We start from the raw sequence: 18,951 nt of genomic DNA, 5'->3' as shown, positions 1-18,951 counted from the left end.
GTTCTTCCTTTTCCGCCAGGGCCTACTTCTTGCTGGGTCGAGGCCAGTTGTCCACATTGCGCTGTTGGCCACGGGCCACCGCCAGGCCGTTGTCCGGCACATCCTTGGTGACCACGCTGCCGGCACCCACGGTGGCATTCTCGCCGATGGTTACCGGCGCCACCAGCGCCGAGTTGGAACCGATAAAGGCTCCGTCCTTCATGGTGGTCTGGAACTTGTTCACACCGTCGTAGTTACAGGTAATGGTGCCCGCGCCCACATTGACGTTACGGCCAACGCGGCTGTCACCGATGTAGGACAGGTGATTGACCTTGGAGCCTTCGCCAATCTGGGACTTCTTGGTTTCCACAAAGTTGCCGACCTTGGCCCGCGCGGCCAGTTCGGTGCCCGGGCGCAGCCGCGCGAACGGCCCCACCTGGCAGTGCTCGCCGACCACCGCGCCGTCAATCACCGAGTGGGCCTCGACCACCGTACCGGCGCCCAGGGTGGCGTTGCGGATCAGGCAGTTCGGGCCCACCCGCACACCGGTGCCGATGGTCACATCGCCCTCCAGGATCACGTTGACGTCGATCACCACGTCATTGGCCACGGTGGCCCGGCCACGCACGTCCAGGCGCGCGGGATCGAGCAAGGTCACGCCTTCGCGCATCAGGGTGTCCGCTTGCACGCGCTGGTAGACGCGCTCCAGACGGGCCAGTTGCAGGCGGTCGTTGACGCCATCCACCTCCCAAGCGAACGCCGGCTGGCTGGCGGCCACGGTGAGGCCCGCGTCCACCGCCATGGCGATCAGGTCGGTGAGGTAATACTCGCCCTGGGCGTTGCTGTTGGAGAGGCGCGGCAGGCTGTCGTTCAAAAAGCGCCGGGTGCAGGCCAGAATGCCAGTATTGATCTCGGCGATCCTGAGCTCTTCGTCGCTGGCGTCTTTTTGCTCGACGATGCGCACCACGGCGCCCTGCTCGTTGCGCACGATGCGGCCGTAACCCGAGGGATCGTCGGGGGTCAGCGTCATCAACGCCAGGGTGTGATCGTTCACCGTGGCGACAAAATCACGCAGCGTGTCCGGGCGGATCAACGGCACGTCACCGTACAGCACCAGCACCACGTCCTCTTCCAGTTCCGGCAGCGCCTGGGCCACCGCGTGGCCGGTGCCAAGCTGCTCGGCCTGCTCCGCCCAGCGCAGCCGCTCGCCACTGACCTGCTCGCGCACGCGCTCGCCGCCGTGACCGTATACGATCACGGTGTTGGCGGGCTCCAGCGCGGCGGCGGCCTCGACCACATGCTGCACCATCGGCCGGCCGGCGATCGGGTGAAGCACCTTGGGCAGCTCGGATTTCATGCGGGTTCCCTTGCCCGCGGCCAGAATCACAACGGCTAGACTCATGCTCGTATTCCTTGATTCCCGGTGACTTTTCCCGACCGCGTGGCACAGCCCGGATCACCATGACTGAAAACAAAAAAGGGTAGCCCAAGGCTACCCTTTTTAAATGCACCGTTTGCAAAATCCCGCAAAACACAGGACTTCAAGCCGGGCCTTACCGTTTCGCCATTTTCTTGATCTGCTCGATGGTGCGCAGGCGAGCGGTGGCCTCGGCCAGGGTGGCGGCGGCACGGGTGTAATCCATCTCGGTGTTCTTGCCTTCCAGGGCTTCCTTGGCGCGCTGCTTGGCCTGCTCGGCTTCCGCCTGGTCCATGTCCTGGGCGCGGTCGGCGGTATCCGCCAGCACCGTCACCAGTTTCGGCTGCACTTCCAGAAAGCCGCCGGAAACGTAGAACACTTCCTCGTTGCCGTCCTGAGTCTTGATTCGAACCGGGCCGGGCTTGAGGCGGGTCAGCAGCGGAGCGTGGCCGGGCATCACACCCAGGTCACCTTCCACGCCGGACGCCACCACCAGCTCAACCAGGCCGGAAAACAGCTGCTTTTCTGCGCTAACGATATCGCAATGCACGGTCATCGCCATTTGCGTTCCTCCCCGTGCAGGTTATTTGCCACCACGTTTGTTGTAGGCCTCTACAACTTCGTCGATGGAGCCCTTCATGTAGAAGTCCTGCTCGGGGATGTGATCGTAATCACCGCCGAGAATGCCCTGGAAGGAACGGATCGTGTCTTTCAGGGAAACATACTTGCCCGGTGAACCGGTGAACACTTCCGCCACGAAGAACGGCTGGGACAGGAAGCGTTCGATCTTACGAGCCCGGGAAACGGTGAGCTTATCTTCTTCGGACAGCTCGTCCATGCCCAGGATCGCAATGATGTCCTTCAGTTCCTTGTACCGTTGTAGCACGGTTTGCACGCCACGGGCAGCCTCGTAGTGCTCCTGACCGATCACCAGCGGGTCGAGCTGGCGGGAGGTGGAGTCGAGCGGGTCGATCGCCGGGTAAATACCCTTGGAGGCGATGTCACGGCTGAGTACCACGGTGGCGTCCAGGTGGGCGAAGGTGGTGGCCGGGGACGGGTCGGTCAAGTCATCCGCGGGCACGTATACCGCCTGTACAGAGGTAATGGAACCGGTCTTGGTGGAGGTGATCCGCTCCTGCAGAACGCCCATCTCTTCCGCCAGGGTCGGCTGGTAACCCACCGCGGAGGGCATCCGGCCGAGCAGCGCGGACACTTCGGTACCGGCCAGGGTGTAACGGTAGATGTTGTCCACGAAGAACAGCACGTCGCGGCCTTCGTCCCGGAACTTCTCGGCCATGGTCAGACCGGTCAGCGCCACGCGCAAACGGTTGCCCGGCGGCTCGTTCATCTGACCGTAAACCAGCGACACTTTGTCCAGTACGTTGGAATCCTTCATCTCGTGGTAGAAGTCGTTACCCTCACGGGTACGCTCACCCACGCCGGCGAACACGGAGAAGCCGGAGTGCTCGATCGCGATGTTACGGATCAGCTCCATCATGTTCACGGTCTTGCCCACGCCGGCGCCGCCGAACAGGCCAACCTTACCGCCCTTGGCGAACGGGCAGACCAGGTCGATCACCTTGATGCCGGTTTCCAGCAGCTCGTTGGAGGCGGCCTGGTCCGCGTAAGAGGGAGCGGCACGGTGAATCGACATGCGCTCTTCTTCGCCGATCGGGCCGGCTTCGTCGATCGGGCGACCGAGTACATCCATGATCCGGCCCAGGGTGGCGGTGCCCACCGGAACCTGGATCGGCTCGCGGGTATCGGTCACGTCCAGACCCCGCTTCAGGCCCTCGGTGGAACCCATCGCGATGGTCCGCACCACGCCATCACCCAACTGCTGCTGAACTTCCAGCGTGGTTTCGGTACCGTCCACGGTGAGAGCGTCATACACCTTGGGTACGTTCTCGCGCGGAAACTCGACGTCGATTACAGCACCGATGATCTGAACAATACGACCGCTACTCATGCTTGCTTCCTCTTAACTTGCGTTTTTCGCCGCGTTAACCAGGTTATTTGTTTGCCGGTTCGCTATACCGCGGCGGCACCACCAACGATTTCGGAAATTTCCTGCGTAATGGCGGCCTGACGGGCCTTGTTGTACACCAGCTGAAGATCACGAATGATATCGCCGGCGTTGTCGCTGGCCGCCTTCATGGCCACCATCCGAGCCGCCTGCTCACTCGCATTGTTCTCCACTACGCCTTGATACACCTGGGATTCGATAAACCGCACCAGCAGCGAATCAAGCAGCTCCTTGGGCGCCGGTTCATAGATGTAGTCCCAGTGGTGTTGCAGCTCTTCGTCCTGGGAAGGCTCCAGCGGCAGCAACCGGATCGTCTTGGGCGTCTGCGTCATGGTGTTGACGAACTCGTTGTACACCACGTACAGGTGATCGATCTCACCTTCTTCGTAGGCATCCAGCATCACCTTGATGGAGCCGATCAGATCGCTCAGGTGAGGGGTGTCGCCCATGCCGTTGACGGTGGCTTGCACGTCACCGCCCACACTCTTGAAGAAGGTAATGCCCTTGGAACCCACTAGGCAGTAACGCACTTTCGCGCCTTTTTCTTCCCATTCACGAGCGCCTTTCACCACGCTCTTGAGCAGGTTCACGTTGAGGCCACCGCAGAGACCCCGGTCGGAGGTCACCACGATGTAACCCACGTTCTTGACGTCGCGTTCCTGCAGGTAGATATGCCGGTATTCCAGATCAGCATTGGCAAGATGAGCAACCACCTGACGCATGCGTGATGCGTAGGGTTTGCTGGCGGCCATGCGCTCCTGCGCACGGCGCATCTTGCTGGCCGCCACCATCTCCATGGCACGAGTAATCTTCTTCGTGCTCTGGACACTAGCGATCTTGCCTTTGATCTCTTTACCGCTAGCCATAGGACTAATCCTTTCTTAGCGAATTACCAGGTTTGGGTGGCCTTGAACTTCTCGATCGCCTCTTTGATACCGGCTTCGATGTCGTCGTTGTAGTCACCCTTTTCGTTGATTTTTTCCATCAACGCTTTGTGTTCGCTGTTCATGTAATCCAGCAGAGCGGCTTCGAAATCGCCGATCTTGCTCAGCTCGACACCTTTCAGGTAGCCGTTGTTGGCGGCGTAAAGAACCACGCCCATTTCGGCCACACTTTGCGGGCTGTATTGCTTCTGCTTCATCAGCTCGGTGACCGCCTGACCGTGCTCGAGCTGATCGCGGGTGGCGTCGTCGAGATCGGAAGCGAACTGCGCGAAAGCCGCCAGTTCACGGTACTGAGCCAGAGCCAGACGAATACCGCCGCCGAGCTTCTTGATGATCTTGGTCTGAGCGGCGCCACCGACCCGGGATACCGACACACCGGCGTTCATCGCCGGGCGAATGCCGGAGTTGAACAGGTCGGTTTCCAGGAAGATCTGGCCATCGGTGATGGAGATCACGTTGGTGGGTACGAACGCGGACACGTCACCGGCCTGGGTTTCAATGATCGGCAACGCGGTCAGGGAACCGGTTTTGCCTTTCACTTTGCCGTCAGTGAATTTCTCGACGTAGTCTTCGTTTACCTTGGCGGCGCGTTCCAGCAGACGGGAGTGCAGATAGAACACGTCACCGGGGTAAGCTTCACGACCCGGCGGACGGCGCAGCAGCAGGGATATCTGACGATACGCCCAGGCCTGCTTGGTGAGATCATCGTAAACGATCAGGGCGTCTTCGCCGCGATCGCGGAAGTATTCGCCCATGGCGCAACCGGCGAAGGGCGCCAGGAACTGCATGGAAGCGGGATCGGACGCGGAAGCGGCAACGATGATGGTGTTGTCCATGGCGCCGTGCTCTTCGAGCTTGCGCACCACACCGGCGATGGTGGACTGCTTCTGGCCGATGGCCACGTAGATACACTTAATACCAGAGTTCTTCTGGTTAATGATGGTATCCACGGCGACGGCGGTCTTACCGATCTGGCGGTCACCGATGATCAGCTCACGCTGGCCACGGCCGATCGGGGTCATCGAGTCGATGGACTTCAGACCGGTCTGCACCGGCTGGTTCACTTCACGACGCCAGATTACGCCGGGCGCGACTTTTTCCACCGCGTCGGTGACGGCGGCGTTGATCGGGCCCTTGCCATCCACCGGGTTACCCAGAGCGTCGACCACGCGGCCGAGCAGTTCCGGGCCCACCGGCACTTCCAGAATGCGGCCGGTACAGCGGACTTTCTGGCCTTCGGCCAGGCTCAGGTAATCGCCCAGTACCACGGCACCCACGGAATCCTGCTCGAGGTTAAGGGCCATGCCAAAGACGCCGCCCTCGAACTCGATCATCTCGCCGAACATCACGTCGGCCAGACCATGAATGCGCACGATACCGTCGGATACGGACACTACCGTACCTTCATTCCGTGCCTCGGTGGAGGTATCAAGTTTCGCGATGCGCGACTTGATAATCTCGCTGATTTCGGACGGGTTGAGTTGCTGCATCTCTAATCCCTCAAACTCAAGAGTTCAGTTGCTCTGCCAGACGGGTAAGCCGGCCGCGCACACTGCCATCAATTACGGTATCGCCGGCTCGCACCAGCACGCCTCCAATGAGTGCCTGATCCACGGATGTGGAAACGTGCACCTCCTGGCCCAGACGCTCTTTGAGCACACTGACCAGCTTGTCGGTTTCGGCGTCTTCCAGTTCGAACGCGGAGATCAACTCCACGTCGGTAATCCGCTGATCGGCGGCCAGGAAGTCGTGGAACAGCGCCACCACGACGGGCAACAGCGGCAAGCGCTTGTTGCTCGCCATCTGGGCGAGAAAGTTGCGGACGCTCTCATCGAGATCGTCACCGCAAACCGCCACGAACGCCTCAACCTGCTTATCGCTGTCGAGTCCCGGTTGGTCCAGGTAGGTACGCATGGTGGCATCACGCGCCACCGCCGCTGCCAGGCCCAGCATCTTTTCCCACTCCCCCAGCGCGTTCTGCTCTTTCGCGAACAAAAACGCGGCCTTGGCGTAGGGGCGTGCGATGGTGGTCAATTCAGCCATGGGGTGCCATCCGTAGCACTCAGAGTTCAGCCGCCACTTCGTCGAGCAGCTGCTTGTGGGCGTCCCGGTTTACTTCCCGGCCGAGCACTTTCTCAGCGCCGGCGAGAGCCAGGGCGGCCACTTCTTTACGCAGCTCCTCACGAGCCCGATTGATCTCTTGATCAATCTCGGATTGCGCCTTGGCGATCAGACGCTCACCTTCGATGCGTGCCTGGCCCTTGGACTCTTCCACAATCTGATTGGCCCGCTTGTTCGCCTGCTCAATAATCTCGGCCGCCTTTTCTTTGGCTTCCTTAAGATTGGCAGACGCCTTTTCCTGCGCCAGAACCAGATCACGTTCCGCCCGATCCGCGGCGCTCAGGCCCTCGGCAATCTTCTGTTTACGTTCTTCCAGCGCCCGGGAAATGGGCGGCCAGACAAACTTCATGCAGAAGGCGACGAACAGGAAGAACCAAATGGCCTGGCCAATTAGTGTCGCATTAATGTTCATGCCAACACCTCAATCCGCGTTGCATAGATTTCCCAGAATCGGGGCTTGTTTTGATAAGCGCGATTTACTGGAAAATCAGCAGGAACGCGATGGCGATACCGATGATCGGAACAGCATCCAGCAGACCGGCGATGATGAACATGCGGGTTTGCAGCATCGGGCCCAGCTCCGGCTGGCGCGCTACGGATTCCAGGAACCGGCCACCCATCAGACCGAAGCCGATACCGGCGCCGATGCCCGCCATGCCAGCAACCAGTGCCGCCGCGAGAAGGTTCACATCTTCCATTTTACACTCCCGTTAAGTGCTTCAGTTGAGTTAAGAAATCAGTGTGGATCAGTGCTCTTCCACCGCCATGCTCAGATAAACAATGGTCAGCACCATGAAAATAAACGCTTGCAGGGTGATCACCAGGATATGGAACACCGCCCATGGCCAGGCGGCGACCGCCTGCCAGGTGCCCATCATGCCGGCCACCAGGATGAACACGAATTCACCCGCGTACATGTTGCCGAACAGCCGCAAGCCCAGGGAAACCGGTTTCGCCAGCAGGGCGATCACTTCCAGGACCAGGTTGATCGGCAGCAGAATCAATTTACCCAGCAGGCCGTTGGCCTCGAAGGGTTTGAAGCTCAGTTCACCCAGGAAACCGCCCACGCCCTTGACCTTGATGCTGTAGAAAATCACCAGCAGGAACACGGAGATCGACATCGACAGGGTAATGTTGGGATCGGTGGTGGGCACGATACGGAAATAGGCTTCGTGGGCGGACCAGCCGAAGAAATGCACCATGATCCACTGGAAGGTCATCGGCACCACGTCCACGGGGATCAGATCCATCAGGTTCATCAGGAACACCCAGCAGAAGATCACCAGCGACAGCGGTGCGATCAGCTTGCTCTTGCCATGGAACGAATCGCGCACCTGGGTGTCGATGAATTCGATGATGATCTCGACGAAGTTCATGAACCCGGAAGGCACGCCAGCACTGGCTTTGCGGGCGCCCAGCCAGAACAGCAGGCACATGATGATACCCAGGCCACCGGACCAGGCGAGCGAATCCACGTGGAACGCCATGAAGCCCATGTCGGAGGCTTCCTGGCCGTTGCAGGCGAAGGTCCAGGTGGCGTCGGTCAGAGTCTGTTCGTGACCGTGACAGCTACGGTCATAGCCGGCGGGCAGCTGGCCATAGGTGAGATTGCCCAGATGGTGCTTGATGTACTCGCTGGCGGAGCTCGCTGCCATATCGATACCTACAGTCAGTCCAGTCTAGTCGTCTTGCCGGTCCGTTTCCCGGGCCCCGGCATTCTCCAGGCGCGCGACCTGAATCCAACCGGCGATCTGCGCCAGCAGGAACCCGAAAAACAAACCCATTACATGTATTAGCTCGCGCATGGACGGCACCTTCGAAAAGGTGAGCCAGAACAGGGCCAGCATGATGGCCACTGTTCCAGCTTCCGCGCGCATGGCGGCTGTCGCCATGCGCTTGGGCGCGCGATTGCCCGGGTGCAGCCACACTTGGAAGCCACCCCAGGCATAAGCGATCAGGCTGATGGCGCCGCCCCAGGCGGCCGCCAGGCCAGTACCAGGACCGGCGACCAGCGCCGCTACCGTGGCGGCAACCACCACCGCGATAAGCTGGGCGCGCATCAAGCCCCAGAACAGTGTTCTGCGGGCTCTTTCATCGAAACTGGCCACCGTGCTCCCGTGTTTAGCTGCTGACGCCGCCGAAGCTTGCTGTCAGGAGAAGGTCGCGGGCACCCCCTGATCTTTGGCGCGGGGAAGTATATGGGGAAGGTATGGTGGTATCAACCGGTGAGGCACGAATGTTTGTCCCGAATAGACCGGAAGCGGTGCAAAATTTGAACAGACGCACCAATATATACAAAACTCGGCGGACTGTTTGTCGTGAGGGAGGTCAAAATTACGCCTGCTCCGCGCTTGCGTCAAGCAGGTTGATGTGGCGGCGGGCGAGGCGGGATTCGGGTCTTTCGAGGGAGGACAGTCTCAAGTGACAAGCCTCAAGCGACAAGCTGCAACGGACCTCTTTCAGCATGTAGCTTGAGGCTTGTCACTTGCAGCTCTCACCCGCAAAGCAAGGCATGGAACCCGGCGTGGCCTCGGCTATCCCCACGCGTCTCCCGGCCGCTGCTATTTTATGTGCGCGAGAATGCCGTCGAGCTCATCCAGGCTGTTGTAGCTGATCACCAGCCGGCCCTTGCCGCCGTTGCCCTGCTGAACCTGCACCGGCGCGCCCAGGCGCTCGGAGAGGTCGTTGATCAGGTGACGAACGTTGGGGTCTTCCTTGGCGGCGGCCGGGCGCGCCGGTTTGGCTTTTTCGAATTCGCGCACCAGGGCTTCGGTCTGACGCACGGACAACCCCTTGGCGACCACCACCCGGGCCGCTTCGACCTGCTTCATGCCGGTGAGCGCCAACAGGGCGCGGGCGTGGCCCATCTCCAGATCGCCGTGCTCGAGCAGTTTTTTGACGTCCGCCTCGAGGCTCATCAGGCGCAACAGATTGGTGACCATGGCGCGGGATTTGCCCACCGCGTCGGCGACCTGCTGGTGGGTGAGGCCGAATTCCTCTTTCAAGCGGGACAATGCCAGCGCTTCTTCCATGGGGTTGAGGTTTTCGCGCTGGATGTTCTCGATCAGCGCCATGGCGATGGCGGCTTCATCGGGGACTTCGCGGATCACCGCCGGAATGGTGGCCAGCTCGGCCATTTGCGCGGCCCGCCAGCGCCGCTCGCCGGCGATGATCTCATAGCGGTTATCGCCCATCGGGCGCACCACGATCGGCTGCATCACGCCCTGGGCACGGATCGATTCGGCAAGCTCTTCGAGCGCGTCCGCGGACATGTCCTTGCGCGGCTGATACCGGCCCCGCTGCATCACCTCCACCGGCAGATGACGAAGATCGCCGTCGCGGGGAACACGCTGGCCGTCACTGGAACTCTGCGTCGCCTCGGCGTCGACACTGACCTCATCGGGGTGCAGGTGAGCGGCGTTGCTGCTCAGCAGCGCATCCAGGCCCTTGCTCAATCCGCGTTTACGCTTTGCCGCCATAATCGACTCTCACTTATGCCTGGGATTGAGGGGGCTGGGCGGGCACCGCCCGGTTCTGCATGGCGTGCTCACGGCGCAGAATCTCGCCGGCCAGAGCCAGGTAGCTCACCGCGCCACGGGATTTGGCGTCATAGGTGATTACCGGCGCGCCATGGCTGGGCGCTTCGGCCAGCCGCACATTGCGGGGAATAATCGTGCGGTAGACTTTGTCTCCAAAGTGGCTGATCAACTGGTTGGAGACATCGTTGGAGAGGCTGTTGCGCGGATCGTACATGGTGCGCAACAGGCCGCCGATATGAAGCTTGGGGTTAAGCACCGTGCGGATCTTCTCGATGGTGTTCATCAGCGAGGTCAGACCTTCCAGCGCGTAATACTCGCACTGGATCGGCACGATCACCGAATCCGCCGCGGTCAGCGCGTTGACGGTGAGCATGTTCAACGACGGCGGGCAGTCGATGATCACGTAATCGTAGCGCTCGCGGATGCGCGCCAGGGCGTTGCGCAGCCGGAACTCCTTGCTCTTGAGATCAAGCAGCTGCACCTCGGCGGCGGTCAGGTCACCGTTGGCGGCGATCAGATCGAAGCCGGAATGCTCCGGCGTGGCCACCACCGCCTGCTCCACGTCCACGTCGCCAATCAGCACTTCGTGGATGGTGTACTCCGGCTCGTATTTGTCCACGCCAGCGCCGCTGGTGGCATTGCCCTGGGGATCGATGTCCACCAGCAACACCCGCTTGCGGGTGGCGGCCAGGGACGCCGCCAGGTTCACGCTGCTGGTGGTTTTGCCCACTCCACCTTTCTGGTTGGCAACGGCAAAAACGGTGGTCACTGCGTTCTCCTAGGGCCTGGGCTGTTCTCGGCGAGCAATCACCAATACGCGCGCCTCCGCCAGACCGGGCACCGCAAGCGGTTCAACCCGGGTGCGCCAACCGGCTGGCACGGCGGCCAGTTCCTGCTCCGCGGCGGCGGCTTTCATGGCCAGAATACGGGTGCTCCCGGTGATCAGGGGCGCCAGCACCTCCAGCATATCCGGCAAGGCGGCAAACGCACGGCTGATGATCTGTGATGGAGCATTACGGTACTGTTCCACGCGGGCGTGCACAACCTCCACGTTGCCCAGGCCCAGCTCACGGCGGGCCTGATTGACGAAGCGGGTTTTCTTGCCGTTGCTGTCGAGCAGCACGAAGCGGCGGGCCGGCAGAGCAATGGCCAGGGGAATGCCGGGCAAGCCGGCGCCGGTGCCCACGTCCAGGGTGTCCTGGTCGTGCAGGTGCGGCAGCACCGCCAGCGAGTCGAGCAAATGGCGGGTCACCATCTCGGCGCCGTCGCGCACCGCGGTCAGGTTATAGGCCTGGTTCCACTTTACCAGCAGATCCCGGTAGGCGAGCAGCGCCTCGCGCTGCCCGGCGTCCAGTTCCAGGCCCAGCCCGGCCAGGCCGTTGGCGAGCACGGTGGCGTCGCTCATGCCTGGCAGGCCACCTGATGCTGGTGCTTTTTCAAGTAAATCAGCAGCAGTGAAATCGCCGCTGGCGTGACGCCGGGAATGCGCCCCGCCTGGCCCACGGTCCCGGGGCGCACTTCCGCCAGCTTCTGGCGCACCTCGTTGGAGAGCCCCTTGACGCCAGCGTAGTCAAAATCGGCGGGCAACCGTTGCGTCTCGGCGGCGCGCAGTCTGGCGATCTCGGTTTCCTGACGGTCGATGTAACCGGCGTATTTGGCGGCGATCTCCACCTGCTCGATGACCGCGTCGTCGACGCTGTCCAGACCGACCGCATCACTGAGCATCCGGTAATCCAGCTCCGGGCGCTTGAGCAACTCCATCAGGTTGTACTCGTGGGTCAAAGGCTTGTCGATCAAACCGTTAACACGCTCCGCCTCGGCGGTGTTCGGCCGCACCCAGGTCGCTTTAAGCCGTGCCTGCTCTTTTTCCATGCCTTCACGTTTGGCGCAAAACACCGCCCAGCGCTGGTCGTCCACCAGACCCAGCTCGCGGCCCTTTTCGGTGAGCCGCAGGTCGGCATTGTCTTCGCGCAACAGCAGCCGGTACTCGGCGCGGCTGGTGAACATACGATAGGGCTCGCGGGTGCCCATGGTGATCAGGTCGTCGACCAGCACCCCGGTGTAGGCTTCGTCCCGGCGTGGCGTCCAAGCGTCTTTCTCCTGGCTCAGCAGTGCCGCGTTCAACCCCGCCAGCAACCCTTGCGCACCGGCTTCTTCATAGCCGGTGGTGCCGTTGATCTGGCCGGCGAAGAACAAACCGGGCATGTGCCGGGTTTCCAGGCTGTGCTTGAGGTCCTGGGGATTGAAGTAATCGTATTCGATGGCGTAGCCAGGGCGCGTGATGCGCGCGTTCTCGAACCCGCGAATAGAGCGCACCGCTTCGATCTGGGTATCGAACGGCAGGCTGGTGGAGATGCCATTGGGGTACAGCTCGACGGTGTCCAGGCCTTCCGGTTCCACGAAAATCTGGTGGCTGTTCTTATCCGGATAGCGGTTTACCTTATCTTCGATCGAGGGGCAATAACGCGGGCCGGTGCCCTCGATCACCCCGGTGAACATCGGGCTGCGGTCAAAGCCGGAGCGGATGATCTCGTGGGTGCGTTCATTGGTGTGGGTGATGTAGCAGCAGATCTGGCGCGGGTGTTGCTCCACCTTGCCCAGGTAGCTCATCACCGGCGTCGGCGTGTCGCCCCACTGCTCTTCCATCACCGAGAAATCCACGGTCTTGCCGTCGATGCGCGGCGGCGTGCCGGTTTTCAGGCGATCAACCCGGAACGGCAACTCTCGCAGCCGCCGGGCCAGGGCGTTGGAGGGCTGATCCCCGGCGCGGCCACCCTGATGATTGTCCAGGCCAACGTGGATCACGCCGCCGAGAAAAGTGCCGGCGGTCAGCACCACGGCGTCGGCGCGAAAATGCAGGCCCATGTTGGTGATGGCGCCAACACAGCGGCCGTTTTCCACGATCAGGTCATCGACCGCCTGCTGGAACAGGGTCAGGTTCGGCTGGCTTTCCAGAATGCCGCGAATCGCCGCCTTATAACGCACCCGGTCGGCCTGGGCGCGGGTGGCGCGCACCGCCGGGCCCTTGCGGGCATTGAGCACACGAAACTGGATGCCGCCCAGATCGGTGGCGCGGGCCATGGCGCCGCCGAGGGCATCGATTTCACGCACCAGATGGCTTTTGCCAATGCCGCCGATGGCCGGATTACAGCTCATTTGACCCAGGGTTTCGATATTATGGGTCAGAAGCACCGTATCCACGCCCATGCGCGCGGCCGCCAGGGCCGCTTCGGTGCCGGCGTGGCCGCCGCCAATCACAATGACGCCGAATCGCTGGGGGTATTGCATAGGAACTCGCTCGCGCAGAACCGCTGTATAAATGGAATCCGCTGTACAAAATCTGGTCAACAGGGCGCGCTAGTATAGTCTTGTGGCTGGGAAAATAAAGGTGCCAAGACCACCGCGATACAAACCGCCACTGGCGATGAAAACGCGATTCGCCTCATGAGTTGATCGGCGATTGTCTATATAATGGACCGGCGTTGCTTTCCACTTTGATATTCCAGGAGTGCATTTGGAGTCGTTGAACCTTTTCCTGCTGATTGGCACCGGGCTGATGTTCGTGGGCCTTTTGCTGGGCAGCCTGGGCAGCCGCATCGGCGTGCCTTCTCTGCTGGTCTTTTTGCTGGTCGGCATGGCCGCCGGCGAAGACGGGCTGGGCGGTATTCAATTCGACGATTTCTCGCTGGCTTATGTGGTCAGCAACATCGCCCTGGCGGTGATTCTTCTGGACGGTGGTTTGCGCACCCAGTTAAGCACCTTCCGGCTGGCGCTTAAGCCAGCGCTTACCCTGGCGACACTGGGCGTGGCGATATCCGCCGCCATGGTCGGCGCGTTCAGCACCTGGCTGATCGGCATTGACTGGCGCCTGGGTCTGCTGCTCGGCGGCATTATCGGCTCCACCGACGCCGCCGCCGTGTTCAATGTGATCAAGGGCGCCGGCGTCACCATCAACGAGCGGGTCGCGGCGACCCTGGAAATTGAATCCGGCCTCAACGACCCGATGGCGATCTTTATCACCCTGATGCTGGTGACGGTGCTGGTGGAGCCGGATGTGGGGTTCGGCTGGACCATGCTGCTGACCCTGGTGCAGCAGTTCGGATTGGGCATCGTCATGGGGCTGACCCTGGGCGCGCTGCTCAGCGAAATTCTGCTGCGCGTGCGCGGCAACGAGGGCCTGCACGCCTTGTTGCTGTGCAGCGGCGGCGCCATGGTGTTCGCCCTCACCAACCTGGCCGGCGGCAGCGGCTTTCTGGCCATTTACCTGGCCGGCCTGGTGGCCGGCAACCGCCGCGGCGGCACCGGCGACAACGTACTGCGCTCGATGGACTCCATGGCCTGGCTGGCGCAATCCGGCATGTTTTTGATGATGGGGCTGCTGATTACCCCGGCGGAGCTGGGCAATCGGCTGGTCGATGCACTGCTGGTGGCCTTCTTCCTGATGCTGATCGCGCGGCCGGTGTCGGTGTGGCTGAGCCTGATTCCGTTCCGTTTCACCTGGCGCGAAAAAACCTTTATTTCCTGGACCGGCCTGCGCGGCGCGGTGCCGATTGTTCTGGCGGTGTTCCCGCTGCTCGCCGGGGTCGCCCAGACCCGCCTGCTGTTCGACATCACCCTGGTGGTGGTGCTGATCTCCCTGCTCGCCCAGGGCACCAGCCTGCGTTACATGGCGCGCAAACTGAAAGTCTCGGTGCCCGCCACCACCGCGCCCCGGCAAATGCTGCCGCTGGCCTCGACCAGCAACCGCTACGTGATCCAGTTCGAGGTGGACGCCGGCGCCAAGGCCGAAGGCCAGCGGCTCAGCGCCATCACCAGCCAGCGCATCACGCCATTGCTGATTATTCGTGACAAGGAGTTCCGCAACCTGGCGGAGGACCCCACCATCCAGGCCGGCGATCTGGTGACCTGGCTGGCACCGGTGGGTGAGCGGGATTATCTCTCCGATCTGTGCCATAAGATGTCCAAGGACGAAAAGCGCTTCTTCGGCACCTTTTTCGTGCGCGGCAGTGTGCCCGTGGAACAGCTGGTGGCGGTGTACGGCATGGAAGAGCTCGACCCGCTGCTGCACGGCCTGACCGTGGAGGCGGTGTTCGAGCGCCACTTCGGCCACAACGCGGTGGTCGGTGATACCGTACGCTTGGGGGGCATGAAACTGCGCGCGCGCACCGTCGAGCAGGGCCGGGCGATTCTGGTCGGTATCAAGCTGCCGAAATAGGGGGCAGTTGAAGGTTAAAAGTTAAAAGTTAAAAGTTAAAACGCGGGTGGGCGCTTCAGGGGCCGCGAGGCTGTGCCCGCGCTCAAAGGAAAGCCAACCAGAGCCCGGCCGCAGGCCGCGCCCAAACCACTCGGCTACGACCTTTCAACTTTTAACTTTCAACCGCCTCCCCACTCCATCGCCGCGCCGATACCGTCATCTTGACCCCTACTCCGAGGTGCCCATGGCCCAGTTCTCCAATCACCGTGTTCTGATTACCGGCTCCGGGGCGGGCATTGGCCGTCTGATGGCGGAAAAGCTCGCCGGTCACGGCGCCGAGGTGGTGGTGACCGCCCGCCGCATCGCCGCCGCCCGCGAGGTGGTGGAGCGTATTCGCAACGCCGGCGGGCGCGCCCATGCCTACAGCCTGGACGTGAGCAAGCCCGGCACCCTCACCAAGCTGCGCGATCAGATTCACCAGGAGCTCGGGCCGATCTCGATTCTGATCAACAACGCCGGCGTGGTGTTTGGCGGCGAGTTCGAACAGGTGCCGCTGGAGAAACACCTGGCTACTTTCAAGGTCAACAGCGAAGGCCTGATGGCCTGCACTCACACGTTCATGGACGACCTGATCCGCGCGCCTCGCGGCCATCTGGTCAATATCGCCAGCGCCTCGGCGTTCATCGGCCTGCCCTATGGCAGCAGCTACGCCGCCAGCAAATGGGCGGTAGTCGGGTTTTCCGAATCACTGCGCCTGGAACTGGCCGAGCGCGGCATCCGCAACGTTAAAGTCACCACGGTGTGCCCCAGTTACATCGCCACCGGCATGTTCAAGGGCGTGAAAGCGCCGATGTTCTCACCCATGCTGACCCCGGATCGGGTGGTGGAAAGCATCCTGCGCGGCATCAGCCGGGGCGAGGCGTTCGTGATCGAGCCGCCCATGGCCCGTTCGGTGGAATTGCTCAAAGGCGTGCTGCCCCGCAAGCTCTGGGACGAACTGGCCAGGAGAACGGGTGTTTCCACTTCGATGTACAGTTGGAAAGGCAAGAAAAAAGATGAATAGGTCGTCATAAAAGCGCCTTCCAACACCGATTTGCCTGCCTCCATGGCCCCGCCTGATTCACTTTAAAGCCGCTCTTCACGGCCTGTCCGTCAATGTCAGTCAACGACTGTTCGCTAACAATGCCGGCTGACTTCAGCGGGCCTTCGGCTCGCGTCCGATATTTTGACGAGGGTGTGTTATGCCGGCGTACAAGGCCCCCCTGCGCGACATGCGCTTTTTGATCAACGAAGTGTTCGATTTCGAGAGCCACTACAAGACCCTGCCCAACGGCGAGGAAGCCACCCCGGACATGGTGGAAGCGATTCTCGGCGAAATGGCCAGGCTGTGCGAAAACACCATTGCGCCGCTCTACCAGAGCGGTGATGAAGAAGGCTGCCAGCTCGAGGACGGCCAGGTGCGTACCCCCAAAGGGTATAAAGAGGCCTATCAGGAATACGTGGCCGGTGGTTGGCAGGGGCTTTCTCACCCTCAGGAATTCGGCGGCCAGGGCCTGCCGATGTCGCTGAACCTGTTCAAGCAGGAAATGATGGGCGCCGCCAACTGGTCGTTCGCCATGTACCCGGGGCTTTCCCTGGGCGCCATGAACACCATCCAGTTGCACGGCAGCGACGAACAGAAAGAGGTCTACCTGAGCCGGCTCACCGAGGGCACCTGGGCGGGCACCATGTGCCTCACCGAACCGCAGTGCGGCACCGATCTGGGCCAGGTGAAAACCAAGGCCGAACCCCAGCAAGACGGCTCCTATATGCTGTCCGGCACCAAGATCTTCATTTCCTCCGGCGACCACGATCTCACTGAAAACATCGTGCACATCGTGCTGGCGCGCCTGCCGGACGCGCCCAAGGGCACCAAGGGCATCTCCCTGTTCATCGTGCCCAAATACCTGCCCGGCCAGATCGGCGAAAGCAACGGCGTGACCTGTGGCTCCCTGGAAAAGAAGATGGGCATCAAGGCCTCCGCCACCTGCGTGATCAACTTCGACGGGGCCACCGGTTATCTGATCGGCCCGGCCAACCAGGGCCTGGAGTGCATGTTCACCTTTATGAACTCGGCACGCATCGGCACCGCCTGCCAGGGCATCGCCCACGCCGAACTGGCCTATCAGGGCTCACTGCCCTACGCCAAGGAACGCCGCTCAATGCGCGCGTTGTCCGGCAAGAAAGACCCGGATTCGGTGGCCGATGCACTGATCCACCACGGCGATGTGCGCCGTATGCTGCTCAAGCAGAAGGCGATCGCCGAGGGCGGCCGGGCGATGATCTACTTCGCCGCTCAGTACGCGGACAATATGATTTCCGGCATCCTCGAAGACGACAAGGACAAGTACGACCGCTGGGACAGCGAGCTGGGTTTCCTGACGCCGATCCTCAAAGGCTTTCTCACCGAGAAGGGCCTGGAGGCGGCCAACGATGCCATGCAGGTGTTCGGCGGCCACGGTTACATCAAGGAGCACGGCATGGAGCAGATCGCGCGGGACGCGCGCATCGCCACGCTCTATGAAGGCACCACCGGTATCCAGGGCCTGGATCTGCTGGGGCGTAAGGTGCTGCTCTCAAGCCGTGGCAAATGCGTGCGCGATTTTTCCAAGAAGCTGGTCGGCTTTGGCCGCAAGAATCTGGGCAACAGCACCCTGAGACCGTTCGCCTGGAAGCTGCTGAAGATCGCCGCGGAGTGGAATTACATGACCACCCGCATCATGCTGATCGCCGCCAAGGACCGGGAAATGGTGGGCACCGCCAGCCACGATTTCCTGATGTATTCCGGCTACGCGATGATGGCGTATTTCTGGGCTCTGCAAGCGCAAGTGGCTCTGGATAAGCTGGAAAATGGCGGCAATGAGCCGGCCGAGTTCTATCAGGCCAAGCTGGCCACCGCGGAGTTCTTTTTCGAGCGCATGCTGCCCGCCGCCAAAGGCCACGCCGAGGCTGCGTTGAAATCCACCAAAAGCACCATGCAGTTGTCGGCGGAGCATTTCTCGTTCGATTACGAATAGGCCGTTGTGTCAGGCGCCGGCCCATGGCGCCTGATTACCCGGGCGGGGTCACCACCCAATCGAGCAGTGTCTCAAGGCGATCCACCACCAGGTCCGCGTCGGCGGCGAATCGTTGGTTGCGGCCATTGCAGTACAGCACCGCGACCATGCCGGCATTGCGAGCCGCCTGCAGATCGTAAATGAAATCCCCCACGTACAAGGTGCGCGAAGGCACCAGCGCCAGGGTCCGGGTGATCCTCAATAGCCCGTCGGGATCGGGTTTGGCGGCACAGTCCTCACGGGTCAGTATCAGCTCCACCGACAGCCCCAGAGTGGCCCGGGTGCGGGCCACGGCGGCGCGGCTGTTGCGGGTCAGAATGGCGGTGGGCACGGCGTGGTCATGCAGGCGTTCGAGCAGCGCCTGGGCGCCGTCGATCCAGGTTGCCGACGCGGCACCTTGCATCTCATGACGATCAATAATGGTGCGCGAGCGCTCGATCCGGCGCGGGTCACTCAAGGTGGCCAGATGTTCGAGCACCCCTTCGCCTTCGGGAAACCCCAGTTCGCGGCGCAGGGCGGCGAAATCCAGGTTGGAATCCACCAGGGTACCGTCCAGGTCGAACACCACGGCGTCATATCGGCTCATGACGGCGACCGGCGGGCCCGGCACGTTTGCTGAGGGGCGTCATGGTCGTG

Annotated in this window: 18 protein-coding genes; 3 read left to right on the top strand and 15 right to left on the bottom strand. The window is 61.8% G+C overall.

Annotation, left to right across the window (positions count from 1 at the left end; all coding sequences use genetic code 11):
- Nucleotides 1-22: 22 nt before the first annotated feature.
- From glmU to mnmG, 14 genes are all read right to left on the bottom strand, one after another.
- Nucleotides 23-1,381 carry a bifunctional UDP-N-acetylglucosamine diphosphorylase/glucosamine-1-phosphate N-acetyltransferase GlmU gene (gene glmU, locus CGS25_RS01075; protein WP_101674270.1) on the bottom strand — a complete coding sequence of 453 codons (1,359 nt, stop codon included), beginning with the start codon at nt 1,379-1,381 and terminating at the stop codon, nt 23-25.
- A gap of 151 nt (nt 1,382-1,532) precedes the next feature.
- Nucleotides 1,533-1,958, bottom strand: coding sequence for a F0F1 ATP synthase subunit epsilon (locus CGS25_RS01070; RefSeq protein WP_089033857.1), 426 nt, complete (start codon nt 1,956-1,958; stop codon nt 1,533-1,535).
- Nucleotides 1,959-1,979: 21 nt separating this feature from the next.
- Nucleotides 1,980-3,365, bottom strand: a complete 1,386-nt coding sequence (gene atpD / locus CGS25_RS01065; RefSeq protein ID WP_089033858.1) for a F0F1 ATP synthase subunit beta — start codon at nt 3,363-3,365, stop codon at nt 1,980-1,982.
- Nucleotides 3,366-3,427: 62 nt separating this feature from the next.
- Complete coding sequence (gene atpG, locus CGS25_RS01060) at nt 3,428-4,288, bottom strand: F0F1 ATP synthase subunit gamma (RefSeq protein ID WP_089033859.1); 861 nt, start codon at nt 4,286-4,288, stop codon at nt 3,428-3,430.
- Nucleotides 4,289-4,311: 23 nt separating this feature from the next.
- Nucleotides 4,312-5,856 (bottom strand): F0F1 ATP synthase subunit alpha, encoded by a 1,545-nt coding sequence (gene atpA / locus CGS25_RS01055; RefSeq protein ID WP_089033860.1) that lies wholly within the window; start codon nt 5,854-5,856, stop codon nt 4,312-4,314.
- 16 nt (nt 5,857-5,872) lie between these two features.
- Nucleotides 5,873-6,409 carry a F0F1 ATP synthase subunit delta gene (locus CGS25_RS01050; protein WP_089033861.1) on the bottom strand — a complete coding sequence of 179 codons (537 nt, stop codon included), beginning with the start codon at nt 6,407-6,409 and terminating at the stop codon, nt 5,873-5,875.
- A gap of 19 nt (nt 6,410-6,428) precedes the next feature.
- Entirely contained in the window at nt 6,429-6,899 is a 471-nt protein-coding gene (locus CGS25_RS01045; RefSeq protein ID WP_089033862.1) for a F0F1 ATP synthase subunit B, read from the bottom strand.
- Between the two features lie 64 nt (nt 6,900-6,963).
- Nucleotides 6,964-7,185 carry a F0F1 ATP synthase subunit C gene (atpE, locus tag CGS25_RS01040; RefSeq protein WP_067607387.1) on the bottom strand — a complete coding sequence of 74 codons (222 nt, stop codon included), beginning with the start codon at nt 7,183-7,185 and terminating at the stop codon, nt 6,964-6,966.
- 48 nt (nt 7,186-7,233) lie between these two features.
- Entirely contained in the window at nt 7,234-8,142 is a 909-nt protein-coding gene (gene atpB / locus CGS25_RS01035) for a F0F1 ATP synthase subunit A (RefSeq protein ID WP_089033863.1), read from the bottom strand.
- Between the two features lie 24 nt (nt 8,143-8,166).
- A complete protein-coding gene (locus CGS25_RS01030; RefSeq protein ID WP_101674269.1) occupies nt 8,167-8,547 on the bottom strand; it encodes an ATP synthase subunit I in 381 nt (126 codons plus the stop codon).
- 501 nt (nt 8,548-9,048) lie between these two features.
- Nucleotides 9,049-9,966, bottom strand: coding sequence for a ParB/RepB/Spo0J family partition protein (locus CGS25_RS01025; RefSeq protein ID WP_101674268.1), 918 nt, complete (start codon nt 9,964-9,966; stop codon nt 9,049-9,051).
- A gap of 13 nt (nt 9,967-9,979) precedes the next feature.
- The gene (locus tag CGS25_RS01020) at nt 9,980-10,795 is read right to left on the bottom strand and encodes a ParA family protein (RefSeq protein ID WP_089033865.1); all 816 of its coding nucleotides are present in this window, start codon (nt 10,793-10,795) and stop codon (nt 9,980-9,982) included.
- A gap of 9 nt (nt 10,796-10,804) precedes the next feature.
- Nucleotides 10,805-11,431, bottom strand: a complete 627-nt coding sequence (gene rsmG, locus CGS25_RS01015) for a 16S rRNA (guanine(527)-N(7))-methyltransferase RsmG (protein ID WP_089033866.1) — start codon at nt 11,429-11,431, stop codon at nt 10,805-10,807.
- The gene (mnmG, locus tag CGS25_RS01010; RefSeq protein WP_101674267.1) at nt 11,428-13,314 is read right to left on the bottom strand and encodes a tRNA uridine-5-carboxymethylaminomethyl(34) synthesis enzyme MnmG; all 1,887 of its coding nucleotides are present in this window, start codon (nt 13,312-13,314) and stop codon (nt 11,428-11,430) included. Before mnmG ends, rsmG begins: the two co-directional genes overlap by 4 nt.
- Nucleotides 13,315-13,534: 220 nt before the next feature.
- Between mnmG and CGS25_RS01005 the strand changes: the two genes are divergently transcribed.
- The 3 genes from CGS25_RS01005 to CGS25_RS00995 all read left to right on the top strand — a co-directional run bounded on the left by CGS25_RS01005 (nt 13,535) and on the right by CGS25_RS00995 (nt 18,276).
- Complete coding sequence (locus CGS25_RS01005) at nt 13,535-15,241, top strand: potassium/proton antiporter (protein WP_232802183.1); 1,707 nt, start codon at nt 13,535-13,537, stop codon at nt 15,239-15,241.
- A gap of 223 nt (nt 15,242-15,464) precedes the next feature.
- Complete coding sequence (locus CGS25_RS01000) at nt 15,465-16,283, top strand: SDR family NAD(P)-dependent oxidoreductase (protein WP_101674266.1); 819 nt, start codon at nt 15,465-15,467, stop codon at nt 16,281-16,283.
- A 178-nt stretch (nt 16,284-16,461) separates the two neighbouring features.
- Entirely contained in the window at nt 16,462-18,276 is a 1,815-nt protein-coding gene (locus CGS25_RS00995) for an acyl-CoA dehydrogenase C-terminal domain-containing protein (protein WP_101674265.1), read from the top strand.
- A gap of 34 nt (nt 18,277-18,310) precedes the next feature.
- On the opposite strand, the gene CGS25_RS00990 is transcribed toward CGS25_RS00995, so the two are convergent.
- Nucleotides 18,311-18,901: an HAD family hydrolase gene (locus tag CGS25_RS00990; RefSeq protein WP_101674264.1), complete on the bottom strand. Its 591-nt coding sequence runs from the start codon at nt 18,899-18,901 to the stop codon at nt 18,311-18,313.
- Between the last annotated feature and the right edge of the window lie 50 nt (nt 18,902-18,951).

Origin of the sequence: Alloalcanivorax mobilis (genome assembly GCF_002864685.1) — a bacterium.
GTDB lineage: Bacteria > Pseudomonadota > Gammaproteobacteria > Pseudomonadales > Alcanivoracaceae > Alloalcanivorax > Alloalcanivorax mobilis.
Note: the sequence above shows the minus strand (reverse complement) of the source record. Positions and strands in the feature narration are given on the sequence as shown.